Source organism: Flavobacterium sp. (assembly GCF_035456085.1).
Classification (GTDB): domain Bacteria; phylum Bacteroidota; class Bacteroidia; order Flavobacteriales; family Flavobacteriaceae; genus Flavobacterium.
In genome coordinates, this window is the sequence record NZ_DATIDY010000199.1 from 1 (window position 1) to 14,799 (window position 14,799).

The 14,799-nt window shown below is 34.1% G+C and carries 12 protein-coding genes; 10 read left to right on the forward strand and 2 right to left on the reverse strand.

The features are described 5' to 3' along the window. The 6 genes from metF to VLC96_RS15125 form a co-directional block, all read left to right on the forward strand. Positions 1–957 (forward strand): methylenetetrahydrofolate reductase [NAD(P)H] (metF, locus tag VLC96_RS15100; RefSeq protein WP_325264225.1); only part of this gene is annotated, 957 nt, incomplete at its 5' end. Positions 958–1,171: 214 nt separating this feature from the next. Then, positions 1,172–1,825 (forward strand): hypothetical protein, encoded by a 654-nt coding sequence (locus VLC96_RS15105; protein WP_325264227.1) that lies wholly within the window; start codon positions 1,172–1,174, stop codon positions 1,823–1,825. 178 nt (positions 1,826–2,003) lie between these two features. Then, positions 2,004–4,262, forward strand: coding sequence for a beta-glucosidase BglX (bglX, locus tag VLC96_RS15110; protein ID WP_325264228.1), 2,259 nt, complete (start codon positions 2,004–2,006; stop codon positions 4,260–4,262). 84 nt (positions 4,263–4,346) lie between these two features. Next, positions 4,347–5,759 carry a pyridoxal phosphate-dependent decarboxylase family protein gene (locus VLC96_RS15115; protein ID WP_325264230.1) on the forward strand — a complete coding sequence of 471 codons (1,413 nt, stop codon included), beginning with the start codon at positions 4,347–4,349 and terminating at the stop codon, positions 5,757–5,759. A gap of 80 nt (positions 5,760–5,839) precedes the next feature. Continuing rightward, the gene (locus VLC96_RS15120; protein WP_325264232.1) at positions 5,840–6,967 is read left to right on the forward strand and encodes a helix-turn-helix domain-containing protein; all 1,128 of its coding nucleotides are present in this window, start codon (positions 5,840–5,842) and stop codon (positions 6,965–6,967) included. An 82-nt stretch (positions 6,968–7,049) separates the two neighbouring features. Continuing rightward, on the forward strand, positions 7,050–7,799 hold the full coding sequence (locus VLC96_RS15125) for a hypothetical protein (RefSeq protein ID WP_325264233.1): 750 nt from the start codon (positions 7,050–7,052) through the stop codon (positions 7,797–7,799). Between the two features lie 62 nt (positions 7,800–7,861). Here VLC96_RS15125 and VLC96_RS15130 read toward each other — a convergent pair whose 3' ends face one another. Further along, a complete protein-coding gene (locus VLC96_RS15130) occupies positions 7,862–8,431 on the reverse strand; it encodes a Crp/Fnr family transcriptional regulator (RefSeq protein WP_325264235.1) in 570 nt (189 codons plus the stop codon). Between the two features lie 209 nt (positions 8,432–8,640). Here VLC96_RS15130 and VLC96_RS15135 point away from each other — a divergent pair, with 209 nt between their 5' ends. Then, positions 8,641–9,774, forward strand: a complete 1,134-nt coding sequence (locus VLC96_RS15135) for a pectate lyase family protein (RefSeq protein WP_325264236.1) — start codon at positions 8,641–8,643, stop codon at positions 9,772–9,774. Between the two features lie 101 nt (positions 9,775–9,875). On the opposite strand, the gene gldA is transcribed toward VLC96_RS15135, so the two are convergent. Further along, positions 9,876–10,772 carry a gliding motility-associated ABC transporter ATP-binding subunit GldA gene (gldA, locus tag VLC96_RS15140; RefSeq protein ID WP_325264237.1) on the reverse strand — a complete coding sequence of 299 codons (897 nt, stop codon included), beginning with the start codon at positions 10,770–10,772 and terminating at the stop codon, positions 9,876–9,878. A 181-nt stretch (positions 10,773–10,953) separates the two neighbouring features. On the opposite strand from gldA, the gene VLC96_RS15145 reads away from it, so the two are divergent. The 3 genes from VLC96_RS15145 to VLC96_RS15155 form a co-directional block, all read left to right on the forward strand. Continuing rightward, positions 10,954–12,198 carry a dicarboxylate/amino acid:cation symporter gene (locus VLC96_RS15145; RefSeq protein ID WP_325264238.1) on the forward strand — a complete coding sequence of 415 codons (1,245 nt, stop codon included), beginning with the start codon at positions 10,954–10,956 and terminating at the stop codon, positions 12,196–12,198. Between the two features lie 579 nt (positions 12,199–12,777). Next, the gene (locus VLC96_RS15150) at positions 12,778–13,605 is read left to right on the forward strand and encodes a prephenate dehydratase (protein ID WP_325264240.1); all 828 of its coding nucleotides are present in this window, start codon (positions 12,778–12,780) and stop codon (positions 13,603–13,605) included. 64 nt (positions 13,606–13,669) lie between these two features. Further along, on the forward strand, positions 13,670–14,799 hold a 1,130-nt coding region (locus tag VLC96_RS15155; RefSeq protein WP_325264242.1), incomplete at its 3' end, for a pyridoxal phosphate-dependent aminotransferase.

The window sequence follows — 14,799 nt, forward strand, 5'->3', positions numbered from 1 at the left end:
ATGAAAGTAACAGAACATATAGAAGCAGCCAAAGGGAAAACATTATTCTCTTTCGAAATTATTCCACCACAGAAAGGGAAAAGCATTCAGGAATTATACGATAATATCGATCCGTTAATGGAATTTAAACCGCCGTTTATAGATGTAACAACTTCACGTGAAGAGTATATTTATGTAGATAAAGGCAACGGATTATTGGATAAAAAATTGACCAGAATGCGTCCTGGAACTTTGGGGATTTGTGCTTCTATTAAACATAAATACCAGGTAGATACCGTGCCACACTTGCTTTGTGGGGGTTTTACTAAAGAAGAAACCGAATATATGTTGGTAGATTGTCATTATCTTGGAATCAATAATGTCATGGCACTTCGTGGTGATGCAATGAAAGACGAGCAGTCTTTTGTTCCGAAAGCAGGAGGAAATAATTATGCTGCCGATTTAGTTGCTCAAATCAATCAATTAAATAACGGAAAGTATTTGCACGATGTAATGGATGTTGATAACAAAGCTGATTTTTGTATTGGAGTCGCAGGTTATCCTGAGAAACATTTGGAGTCTCCTTCTTTGACAACCGATTTGAAAAGGCTGAAAGAAAAAGTAGATGCTGGAGCCGATTATGTAGTAACTCAAATGTTTTTTGACAATGCTAAATATTTTGAATTTGTAAAAAAAGCCAGAGAAATGGGAATTACAGTTCCTATTATTCCAGGAATAAAACCAATTGCAGTGCAAAAACATTTGCAAATTTTACCTCAAATTTTCCGCATTGATTTACCAGAAGATTTGATAAATGCTGTTGAAAAATGCAAAAACAATGCAGAGATTCGTCAGGTAGGAGTAGAATGGGCTATTCAGCAATCAATCGAATTGAAAGCTGCCGGAGTTCCTGTTTTACATTATTATTCAATGGGAAAATCAGAAAATATCAGACAGATAGCGAGTCAGGTTTTTTAAAACTTGGTCAATCTTTTCTATAACAACCAGTCTCTATTAGGCTGGTTTTTTTGTTTAATAATAGGAACTATTTTCTTTAAATCAGCGGTTGTTTTGTTAATATATGTTGCTTGCTAAAGAAGTTGAATTGCTAATAATTGTTAACTAATAAACCTATTTGAGAACTTGCTATTAAAACATTATATTTGATTTTTAATATCATAAGATTGTCCCCATGAGATCCATTTATTATACCTTTTTAGCCGCTGCAATTACACTAGGTTCTTGTAGAAATAACGAAGATGAAAAGGCTAAAACCTTACCAAAAGTAATCACACCTTTTACGCAGCAAACCGTTGTTACAGCGCAAACTAAGCAGCAACCTGCTCCATCACAGCATAATTTATTTCATGAAAATAACGCTGTGGGAACACCATCAGTGGCTGCCGGTGTAAATCCCGCACACGGACAACCCAATCATAGATGCGATATTCCTGTTGGAGCACCTTTGAATTCTTCAGCGAACGGAACAACAACTCCTCAGCCAAATCAGGTTCAAATGCAACCACAAATTGTAACACAACCTGTAACAGTAAAAAACGTAACTTCAAAAGGGATGAACCCTCCTCACGGACAACCTAATCACCGTTGTGATATTCCAGTTGGAGCGCCACTAAATTCAAAACCTGCAGCAGCAGCTACTACAGCAACAACAACTGCACCATCTTCAGGAGAAGTAAGTAAAAATATTACAGTACAGTCTCCAGTTCCGGCATTACTATCTACAAGTTCAGCAAATGCTGAAACTCCAGAAGGGATGAATCCACCACATGGACAAGCAGGGCACCGCTGTGATATTGCAGTTGGAGCGCCTTTGCCAAAAAGCTAAATAATATCACGAATATTTTTAAAAACAGCAGATTTGTAAGAGAGATTTAGTTAAAAAATATTTATATTTACGAGTTCTCATTTTTTCACAAAAAAGTATGGGATATTTTAGGAAGCCAGTTTTTGTGGCTTCTTTTTTTGTCGTAAAGTATCATGTTTAAATTAAAAAATCTCTGCTATTGAAAACGTTAACTGCAAAACATGTTTTATATTCATTGGTTTCTTTTTGGATATTCTTAAATTCTTATGGTCAAGAATCAAATAAACAGATTGAGAAAAAAATTGACAAGATTATAAAGAGCATGACCATCGATCAAAAAATTGGTCAAGCCTGCCTAAAAGGAACTTCAAGCCGAAGCAAAGGACTGTCTGAAGAGCTTAAAAATGAAGTTCGAAAAGGCTTAGTTGGCTCTGTTTTAAACCTTACTGAACCTAGTCTTGTTTTGGAATTACAGAAAATTGCTGTCGAGGAAAGTCCGAACCATATTCCATTATTGTTTGGCAGGGATGTCATTCATGGTTACAAAACCATTTTCCCAATTCCGTTGGGATTAGCTGCTTCCTGGGATATGGAATTAGTGGAGAAAACATCCAAAATTGCAGCGAATGAATCCTATTCAAGATGTATTAACTGGACATTTGCTCCGATGGTCGATATCGCCAGAGATGCCCGTTGGGGACGAATTGCCGAATCACCAGGAGAAGATCCTTTATTGGCTTCGAGATTAGGATTGGCTTATGTAAAAGGTTTTCAAGGTAATGATCCTGCAGTCCCTGGCCAAATTTTGGCTTGTGCTAAACATTTCGCAGCCTATGGCGCAACTGAAGGCGGAAGGGATTATAATACGGTGAGTATGTCAGAATCATTACTTCGAAATATTTATCTGAAACCTTTTGAGGCTGTTGCAAAAGCTGGGGCTGCTACGTTTATGAGTTCTTTTAATGATCTTAACGGAATTCCTGCCTCCGGGAATCAATTTTTGTTAAAAAAAGTTCTGAGAGAAGAATGGAAATATGACGGATTTGTGGTGAGTGACTGGAATTCCGTTACAGAAATGATTCCGCATGGATTTGCAGCAGATGAAAAAGATGCAGCATTTAAGTCAGCTTCTGCGGGTCTTGATATGGAAATGACCAGTTTATCATATGCTAATCATTTAAAAAATTTGATTGCTGAAAATAAAATTTCTGAAAAGCAATTAGACGAAATGGTTCGCAATATTCTTCGAATTAAATTTAGAGCAGGAGTTTTTGAAAATCCGTATTTTAAAGACCGCGAAAAGTTTTCATTATTAACTGCAGATGCTTTGCAAACTTCCAAAATAGCCGCTAGTAAAAGCTGTGTTTTATTAAAAAATGAAAATCAATTATTACCATTAAAATCAAATCAAAAAATAGCTGTAATTGGGCCATTGGCAGATGCCGCAAGAGAACAATTAGGAACTTGGATTTTTGATGGTAAAAAAGAAGATTCACAAACTCCCCTAAAAGCATTACAAAGTAGTTTTGGAGAGAACAATGTGTTTTATGCTTCAGGACTTTCGCATAGCAGATCGTTGTCTGAAGAAGGTTTTGAAACTGCAATCAATCAAGCCAAAAAAGCAGATGTTATTTTGTTTTTTGGTGGAGAAGAAGCGATTCTTTCTGGCGAAGCACATTCAAGAGCTAATATAAATTTGCCGGGTTTGCAGGAAAAATTAATAGGGGAATTACAAAAAACAGGAAAGCCAATTGTATTAGTGATAATGGCAGGAAGACCGATAACTTTGGGAGCTGTTTTGCCAAAAATAAATGCCCTGGTTATGGCTTGGCACCCAGGAACAATGGCTGGTCCAGCAATCGCTGATGTGCTTTTGGGAATAGTAAATCCATCCGGAAAACTGCCAGTAACATGGCCAAAAGAAGTAGGTCAGATTCCGATTTATTACAACCATCCAAATACAGGAAGACCAGCAGATCCTAAAACTTTTGTAGCCATTCAGGATATTCCTATTGAAGCCTGGCAAAGTTCTTTAGGAAATAATTCTCATTATCTTGATGCTGGTTATGAACCACAATACCCTTTTGGATTCGGATTGAGTTATACGACTTTTTCATACGATAATTTAAAAATCGAAAAAACAACACTAAAGAATAATGAGAAATTGTCGGTTTCAGCAACTATTACCAACACAGGAAATACGACCGGAACTGAAACAGTTCAACTGTATGTTCGCGATATAACCGGAAGTATTGTTAGGCCAATTAGAGAACTTAAAGATTTTCAGCAAATAGAATTAAGGTCAAAGGAATCGAAAACGGTACAATTCTCAATTCCTATCTCAGATTTAGCTTTTTATAATGACAAAATGGAACTAAAAGTAGAGCCTGGCGATTTTAAATTCTGGATTGCTTCACATGCCGAAAATGGTTTGGAAGGTGATTTTAAAGTAGAGTGAATAATCAACTGAAAGGAATGATTTTTTATGTAAAAAACGATAATTAAGTGTATTTGAAAATTAAATTTTCTAACTAAAATTGAAATGAATCCAACTCTTCAGCGTGATTTACAGGATATTGAAAATATTCTTGAGCAAGTAAAGCAACACGGAATTGATTTTCTCAGTTCTATCGATACAGTTCCAACTTCAACTCGAAACAGCATAACTACAAACAGTATTTTAAATGAATCTGGATTAGGATCATTGCCCGCTTTGGAAATATTTAAGCAGCGTTTGGCTCCTTTACTAGTTTCCCAGGCAGGTCCCAGATATTGGGGTTTTGTAACGGGGGGTGCAACACCAGCATCAATTGCAGGAGATTGGCTTACTACTATTTATGATCCAAATGCGCAGGCAACAAATGCCCAGGGAGGTGTTTCGGCTTTGATAGAATTAGAAACCATTAATTTATTATTGCAGTTATTAGGTTTGCCAAAATCATTTTTAGGTGGATTTGTAACCGGTGCTACAATGTCAAATTTTACTTCTTTGGCGGTAGCAAGACAATGGTATGGAAAACAATTAGGACATGATTTTGCTAAAAACGGAATCACAACTCCTATAAATATTTTGACAGCAACTCCTCATTCTTCTTCAATAAAATGTCTGGCTATGCTGGGAATCGGAAGTCAAAATTTCACCAAAATAAAAACAATCGAAGGCAATCGGGAAGCTATTGATATTTCTGATTTAGAACAAAAAATAATCGCATTAAGCAGTCAGCCTTTTATTTTAATATCAAGCGCAGCAACAGTAAATACAGCTGATTTTGATGATTTTGCAGCGATTTCAGAACTCAAAGAAAAATATAATTTTTGGTGGCATATTGATGCTGCTTTTGGCGGTTTTGCGGCTTGTTCTCCAAAGTATAAACACTTGGTTAACGGCTGGGAAAACGCAGACAGTATTACCATTGACTGCCACAAATGGCTAAATGTTCCTTACGAAAGTGCTTTTTATTTGATAAAAGAGGAGCATAAAAATCTTCAGGTTGAAACCTTTCAAAATTCGAATGCTCCGTATTTGGGAGATCCATTGGAGAACTTTAACTACTTAAATTTTTTGCCTGAGAATTCAAGACGTTTAAAAGCTTTGCCAGTTTGGTTTTCGCTTGTTGCGTACGGGAAGCAGGGATTTCAGGATATGGTAGAAAATAGTATTGCAAGAGCGTTGCAGTTTGATGCTTTTATGGTTCAAAATGAAAATTTCGAATTGTTGGCTCCAACTCGTCTTAATAATGTTTGCTTTACTTTGGCCGGAGAGCATAATCAGGAAAAGGTGAGTTTGTTTTTGACTCGTCTCAATGACACCGGAAAAGTGTTTATGACACCTACAGTTTATCAAAATAGAAAAGGAATTCGTGCTTCGTTTGTTAATTGGAGAACGAATGAAAAAGATATCCAAATTGTTATTGAAGAAATGAAGCAGTGTCTTTTGGACTTGGGATTGCAATAATTGTTTTCGGATGTAAGAGATAAACTGCTTTATGTTTGAGATTGTTTCTAGAGATTAGTGTAAAATAAATAATTTTCGATATGTTGAATTTTCCAATTCTCTTGGGTATTACTTCTGGAGCGGCATTTTTGTTAGGCTTTTTGCTTCTTGCTCATTCCCGAAAAGTAAATGGAATTGCTAATAAATACCTCGGATTATTTGTTGTCACACTCGGTTTGGCTATTCTTGAAATACCTTTATTTTATCAAAAAGTACAATTAAATCACCCCAATCTTTTCGAGATGATTGGTTTGATAAGATTCTTAACGGCTCCATTTCTGTACATTAGTATTTTATATTTTACATCTTTGCAGAAAAAATTTGACAAGAAAATTTTATGGCATTTTCTGCCTTTTCTAATTTTTTTTCTTTTCAGATTTCCTTTTTTTATAACAGGAAAAAATATTGAATTCAGTTATGCTGTCGGCAGAGTTGTGTTTTTTATTCTGCAAACGGCGTTACCTATTCAGGCTGTAATTTATTGGTGTTTATCATTTAGAAGATTACAAAATCACTTGAAAAACCTACATAAAATTTCATCCTCAACCGAAGAAATTGATCTTTCCTGGCTAAAATATTTTTTATTGATTTTGTTATTTATTGTAGTCGCTTGGTTCAATCTCATCTTTTTCAATTTAAAAAGTTTGATTGAATTCACGCCTTTCATATATCTATTTAGTGTTTTTTTTCTGGGTTATTTTTCGTTGCAGCAAAAAGAAGTGTTTGATTTCAGTAAAAATGAACTAAGCGATTTGTCTACTATTAAAATAGACAAAAAAGAGACTCCAAAACGGGTTTCAGAAAGTTGTTTGAATGAATTGGATAAAAAGTTGCAGGCAATAATGAGTTTGGAAAGAGTATACTTAGAAAATGATTTGAGTTTGCCAAAATTGGCTCAAAAACTGAATGCTAGTTGCAATGAGACTTCGTTTGTAATTAATGAATTGTATGGTGATAATTTTTATAATTTTATAAATAAGCATCGTATTGAAGAGGCTAAAAATTTATTGTTGTCAACAAAATACAATCAATTAAATATTTTAGGAATTGCTTATGAATCAGGATTTAATTCCAAAACTACTTTTAATACTACTTTCAAAAAGCTTACTGGTTTGTCACCAACTGATTTTGTAAAACTAAATATAAGTTTAGCCGAAAAAGAGCTTTAATTACGTTCGACTGCATACATCGGAACACTTGGTGTTTGATTAATATTCAAATTTGTCGAATATTAATTCAAATAAAGACGCGATGTTAGAACAATCAAATTCATTTGGAAAGAAATTTTGGGCCTGTTTAATTTTTGGACTTGAACTTTCAGCTTTATTACTTACACTTGGCAATGGAGGGAATATTCCTTGGTTACCTCCAATATTCGTTTTTTCGTTAGTTGGGATTTCGTTATTAATTGGCTTACTGTTTCCTTTTTTATGGCAATATTTGGAGCGTAAACAAAAAATCAATTCACTAAAAACATATGGTTTTTTATATAGTTCGATTCGATATTGTATTGCTTTTAATATTGTTAGTTTTGGATGGAAAAAATTTTACGGGCTTCAGTTTATTGTACCAACAGAGATTTCGAGTATGCCAATGAATCAACAAACCGGAGAATGGTTAACATGGTTTTATTTTGGACATTCACATAGTTTCGGGATTATAATAGCACTTATACAAATTATTGGAGGTTATTTATTATTGTATCGCAGAACATTACTAATTGGTGCTGTAATTTTATTTTCACTGCTTCTTAATTTAACTTTAATTAATATTTTTTATCAGATGAATGCTGGTGCCTTAACACAATCAGTTCTGTTGACGATTGGAGTTTTGTTTTTAATTTTATTGGATTATAAAAAATTGATAGACTTCTTTTTTAAAGCAAAATCTAATTTGCCATCATTAAATATTAATAGTGTTTTTGTGAAAAATGCAGTTCGATTGTCGGCAATAGTTTTGTCATTATTGTTTACAATCTATATAAAGTCATTAATGAAATAAAAAGCGAAAGCCCATTTTTACTGAATAAATGGGCTTTTTCATACTTATGTAATTAAAATACTTCAAACTGTCTTTTTTATTTTAGATAGGAATTCGTGAGAAACACCTAAATAAGAAGACAGATTTTTGTTATTTATCTTGTTTGTTTTATGCGAATATTTTTTTGTGAAGTCCAGATATCTTTGTTTTGATGTCTTATTTAGCGTATCCAAAAGTCTTTCTTCTATGTGATTATTGTTTTTTTCTAATAGTGCAATATATAATTGAATCAATTTGGGAACTTGTTCAAAAAGGGACATTTTATTGGTCTTGTCGATAAGTACTATCTCACTATCCTCAATAGCTTGTATATTGTATTTCGTTGGTTTTTGGTGGTAAAAACATTCGATATCACAGATCCACTCGTCTTCAAAAGAAAAAAACAGAACGCTTTCTGTACCATTTTCATTTAGAATGTAGGTTTTAAAAGCTCCTTTTAAAATAAATACCTCATGTGCATTGTTTGAATCTTGAACTTGTAAAAACGTGTTTTTTTTGAGTTTAACAAATTTAATTTTATCTACAATTGCCTTCCAATCGGCGTCGGAAAGGGGTATTTTCCGTTCAATATTTTGTCTTAGTAAATTGTACATAATGATTGTTGGTTGTTTAGTTAGTCTTTTGTAGGTTTTAAACTGCTTCGTAATAGTTATGATTAAGAATACACTTATTAAACGGTAATATTTTAATTTTCATATAATTAAAAAAAAATATTTCCGATTCATTGAACTTGTTCAATGTTTTTAAAATAGTTTAAAAAGATATTTACATAATTATTTAACCAAACTAAAAATTTTAAATTATGAACAACAAATTAAAATTAGCAGCTCTGTTACTAGCTGCTGGAATGAATTTCGTAAGTTGTACAAATGACGAAACAACAACGCCGCAGGCAGAACAAAGTACTGCAGAAAATGAAACTGAAACTACAATTACAACAAGTAATCTTACTGCGAAAGTAGGAGATTGTGCTGCGGTTCCTGGATGGGCATCTCAGAATGGAGGTACGAAAGGAGGAGGAACTGCTGCAGAAACTGTTGTAACCACCTACGCGCAATTGAAAGCTGCAATTGAAAACACCAATGTAAAAGTGATAAAAGTTTCAGGAACAATTACTATTCCAGCCACTTCTACTGGAAGATTATCTTTTCAAGATCAATCAGGTAAAACTATTTATGGTGCAAGTGGCGCAAAATTGGTATCTACAGATCAAACAAAAGCAAATTCAGGAATTATATACATCAAAAGATGTACAAATATTATTATTAGAAATTTAATATTTGAAGGTCCAGGCGCTTATGATACGGATGGTTGGGATAACGCAACTTTAGACGATTGTCAAAACGTATGGGTTGATCACTGCGAATTTAGAGACGGAGTAGATGGTAATTTTGACATTAAAAACAAGTCAAATTATATTACAGTTTCGTACACCAAATTTACTTACCTGAAAGCGCCAAAAGCTGGAGGTTCAGGAGGTTCAGACGATCATAGATATTCAAATTTAATTGGATCTAGTGATAGTGCAACAGGAGACAGAGGTTTGTTAAATATTACTTTTGCACGTTGTTGGTGGGCTAGTGGTTGTAGAGAAAGAATGCCAAGAGTTCGTTTTGGAAAAATACATATTGTAAATAGCTATTTCAATAGTTCTGTTAGTAACAAATGTATTGCAGCTGGTTTTGAAGCTAATATCCGTGTAACAAGCAGTGTTTTTGAAAATGTTAATGAACCAATTAATTTGATGACAGGTTTGACTGCGATTACTGTTGAAAGTAACAATATTTTTACTAATACAACAGGAAATAAAACTGGAAAAGGTACTGCTTTTACACCTCCTTATACAATTGCCACTCTTGCTGCATCAGCAGTTAAAGCAGATGTTACAGGTGGAGCCGGAGCAACTTTTTCTGGTAATACTTGTGGTTCTTTTTAATTTATTTAAATAAATGTAAGCTGGATTTGTGAAAATAAATCAATGTAAAAAAGGCTCGTTTAAATTGTTTAAACGAGCCTTTTCATAATTACTGTAATTTATTATTTTGTGATTTCTCTAAAAACTGCTTCCAGATTTTTATTTTTTTGGTTGAGTTGTAAAGTTTTCAAACCATTATCATAAGCAAAATCAAAAACAGTAGAACGCATATCTTTGTCGCAAACAAAAGTCAATTCCCATGAAAATCCTTGTGTATTTCTGAAAGATTTTACATGTGGAATTTGAGCGACAAGTTCTTCTTCTACTCTTTTGTCAAATTCAACTTCGATTACTTGTTCTTTATTAGCAGAGATTAAGTTGTCTAGTTTTTTATCGGCAACGATGTGTCCTTTGTCAATTATAATAACGCGGTCACAAATTGCTTCAACTTCCTGCATAATATGTGTTGAGAGGAAAACGGTTTTGTCTTTTCCCACATTTTTAATCACGTTTCTAATCTCGACCAATTGATTTGGATCTAAACCAGTTGTTGGTTCGTCCAAAATCAAAACATCAGGATTGTGCAATAAAGCATTTGCTAATCCTACACGTTGGCGATATCCTTTAGATAATTGCCCAATTTTTTTATGACTCTCAGACTGCAAACCAGTAAGCTGAATCACTTCTTCAATTCTGGATTTAGCAACTTTATAAACATCTGCATTAAAGGCCAAATATTCTCTAACATATAAGTCCAAATACAACGGATTGTGTTCCGGCAGATAACCAATAGAGAGCTGTACTGATTTTTCCTCACTGCTCACATCAAAACCATTCACAACAGCCTCGCCACTATCAGCATGCAGATAGGTAGTTAGAATTTTCATCAAAGTCGATTTTCCAGCACCGTTAGGGCCCAGAAAACCAACAATTTCTCCTTTTTTAACAGAAAAAGAAATATTGTCTAATGCTTTTTGTGTGCCGTAACTTTTCGAAATGTTTTTTACTTCTATTGACATACCATTTTATTTGTTGCAAAAGTAAACAGAAAAAACTTTTATTCATTGTTTTTGAAAAATTAACTCAAAGTTAGCTAAGCTTGTAGTTTTTTGTGGTTGCTGAGGGTAAAGGTGTTTATAATTACAGGAATATCAAGTATTTGCGTCGAATTATTTATATTTACAAATAAATTAAATCATCATGGGAAATAACCAATCAGGCAGTATTTTGAAAAATTACAGCAGTCTTCTTTTACTCCTCGGCGGCATAATCGTCGGTAGTGTCTTAGGTTTAATTTATGGAAATGATGTAGAAATCATAAAACCTCTAGGAGATATATTTCTGAATTTACTTTTCACAGCAATCATTCCGCTGGTTTTTTTTACCATTGCATCCTCAATTGCCAATTTGCAAAAAACCGAAAAACTCGGAAAGCTTTTCGCGATCGTTTTAGGAGTATTTCTGGTAACGGTTATCATTTCGGCTATTGTAATGATTATTGCCGTAGTACTTTTTCCAATTCATCAAGACATAGTTATATCAAAAGTCGCCTTGGAAACACTTGAAGAAACCAGCACAGGTTCTCAAATAACACAATTGGTAACGGTCAATGATTTCTTTGAGATATTGTCCCGAAAAAACATGCTAGCACTCATAATTTTTTCATTTCTGATCGGTTTTTCAACTTTGCACTCGGGCGAAAAAGGGAAAGATTTTGCGAGATTTCTTAACTCGGGCAACGAAGTAATGAAACAGTTGTTACATATCATCATGAAACTGGCACCAATTGGCCTTGGAGCTTATTTTGCGCATCAAGTAGGTGTTTTTGGTCCTCAATTGTTTGGTGCATACGCAAAACCGCTGGGATTGTATTACGCAGTCTGCACTTTTTACTTCATTGTATTTTTTAGTTTGTATGCTTTGTTTGCGGGAGGAAAACAAGGTCTCAATATATTTTGGAAAAACAACATAACAGCTTCTTTTACTGCGGTAGGAACCTGCAGTAGTATTGCAACCATTCCCGCCAACCTCGAAGCAGCGGAGCAAATGAATGTTCCAAGCCATATTCGAAATCTCGTAATTCCGTTGGGAGCACCACTGCATAAGGACGGCTCAAGTATGTCCTCAATCGTCAAAATTGTTGTGATTTTCTCTTTATTTGGTAAGGATTTTTTCGATCCATATAACTTATTAGTTGCAATCGGGATCACAATAATAGTATCCGTCGTCGAAGGAGGCATCCCAAACGGTGGATATATCGGAGAGGTTCTTGCCATAACAGTTTATGGTTTTCCAATGGAACAAGCATTACCGGCCGCAATGATTATAGGAACCTTAGTCGATCCAATAGCGACTTTGCTGAACTCCAATGGCGATGTGGTTTGTTCCCTAGTAGTAACCCGAATTTCTGAAGGTAAAAACTGGAATAGTAAAAACGTTGAATAAAATATAATCAGAATTCCAAAGTTTATTGGGGCGTGCCACCTTCCTGATAAAAGAGCTATTTAACTTTGTGTTTATTTGCTCTTTTATCAGGAAGCTGTCGTGCTGTCCGCGCTACTTCGGTAGCCAGCTTCCATCACTCACGCGGTTATAACAACTCTTAAAGTTATCGAAAAGCCATCGTTTTTTATAATTATTTAGGAGCAAAAGATTTTAAAAACAGTGTTTCTTGATTAAAATTGAAGGTTTTGGTTTTGTTTTTTGTTTGTGAATCAATAATTTTACTCATTCAAAAAGCGTCTTTTTTATGAAATAGAAAATAAAAAACTGCTTTAACAAAGAAATCTTTTTTTGTTACATAAAAAATATTTTTTATTTTGTCCGACTCAAAATATGTTTTACATTTGCATCAAATAATTGAAACACAAACAACACAATGTCTTATAACCGTTTTTATTTTAGCAACTCTTTTTATTTCTTCTTTAGGAAGTAAAGGATTGTGCTATGGTTATTTGAAAGCTTAAAAAAACAAATTAAACTAATATACAATCCTGATGAAAATCAGGATTTTTTTTTGACCTAATGAAAACGAAAATTGCAATACAAGGAATAAAAGGATCTTTCCACCATCAAGTGGTTAAGGAATATTATGATTCAAAAGTGAGCGTTGATGAATGCATGTCTTTTGAGGAATTAGTATCCAGTTTATTGTCCGGAAAATCAGATCAGGCGGTGATGGCAATTGAGAATTCTATTGCGGGGCCAATTATTCCGAATTACGCTTTAATTGACAAAAACAATTTACATATTATAGGGGAACATTATTTATATATTCACCAAAATTTAATGGCTTTGAAAGGTCAAAAAATAGAAGATATTCTGGAGGTACATTCTCATCCAATGGCATTATTACAATGTATGGAGTTTTTGAAAAAATATCCAAATATCAAATTAGTTGAAGATAAAGATACTGCCGAAACCGCCAGAAGAATTCATGAAAAACAGCTAAAAGGGATTGCGGCTATTGCTAGTAAAACAGCTTCTGAGATGTATGATCTGGAAATTCTGGCTCCTGAAATCCAAACGATAAATAATAATATGACTCGTTTTGTGATTATTAACAGAGAAAATCATTTTGTACCTGAAAGTGAAATTAACAGAGCGTCAATCAAATTTGAATTGGATCATAAACGGGGAAGTTTGGCAGCTGTTTTGAATGTAATGAGCGATTGCAAATTGAATTTAACCAAAATTCAGTCTTTGCCCAAAATTGAGACTCCTTGGAAATATTCCTTTTTTGTGGATGTTACTTTCGAAAAATACGAAGATTATGCCAAAGCAAAATCATTATTAGAAATTATGGCGGAGTATTTTAAAGTTTTAGGAGAATACAAAAATACCAGACCATAAAGAAAGTTAAAATTTTAAAGTCAAAAGCTCAAAGCTGAAAGCTGAAAGCTCAATAATAAAAGTCATGATTACACTAGCCAATCGTTTAAATATAGTTGAAGAATATTACTTCTCATCCAAATTGAGAGAAGTTCGTCAGTTAGCCGCTGAGGGAAAACCGATTATCAATATGGGAATTGGAAGTCCGGATTTAAAGCCATCGCAAGCAGTTGTTGATGCTGTAGTTTCGGCAATGCAGGATGAAAATGCACACCAATATCAAAGTTATCAGGGATTGCCGGAACTTAGAAAAGGAATGGCTGATTTTTATCAAAATAATTACGGAGTTTCTTTAGATCCTGCGGTTGAAATTTTGCCATTAATTGGTTCAAAAGAAGGAATCATGCATATTTCAATGGCTTTTTTGAACGAAGGAGATCAAGTTTTGATTCCGAATCCGGGTTATCCGACTTATACTTCAGTTACAAATTTGGTTGGTGCTGTACCCGTTTATTATGATTTGACAGAAGCTAATAATTGGGAACCTGATTTTGAAGCTTTAGAGAAATTAGATTTATCAAAAATAAAAATCATGTGGTTGGGATATCCACACATGCCAACAGGAGCCAGAGGAAGTTTGGAATTGTTTTCGAAATTAGTTGCTTTTGCTAAAAAACATAGCATCTTGTTAATCAATGACAATCCATATAGTTTTGTTTTGAATGATAAACCAATGAGTTTGTTGCAAGTGGAAGGTGCTAAAGACGTTGCATTAGAATTGAATTCGTTAAGTAAAACTTTCAATATGGCAGGCTGGAGAGTTGGAATGGTTTTAGGAAATGCAGCGTTAATCGATGCGGTTCTAAAAGTGAAAAGTAACATGGACAGCGGAATGTTTTATGGAATTCAGAAAGGAGCTGTTGCAGCTTTGAATAGCGACAAATCCTGGTTTGAAGACATGAATAAGATCTATCGTAAAAGAAGAGTTTTGACCGAGAAACTAGCTGAGAAATTGGGTTGTGAAGTATATAAAGAAGGAGTTGGATTATTTGTTTGGGCAAAGTTGCCGGCAGGAATTGCATCAGCAGAAGATTTTATTGATAAAATATTATACGAGAAATCAATTTTCATTACACCGGGAACGATTTTTGGTAGTAATGGCGAAGGTTATATCCGATTTGCACTTTGTGTGAAAGAAGAAAAAATTGAAGAAGC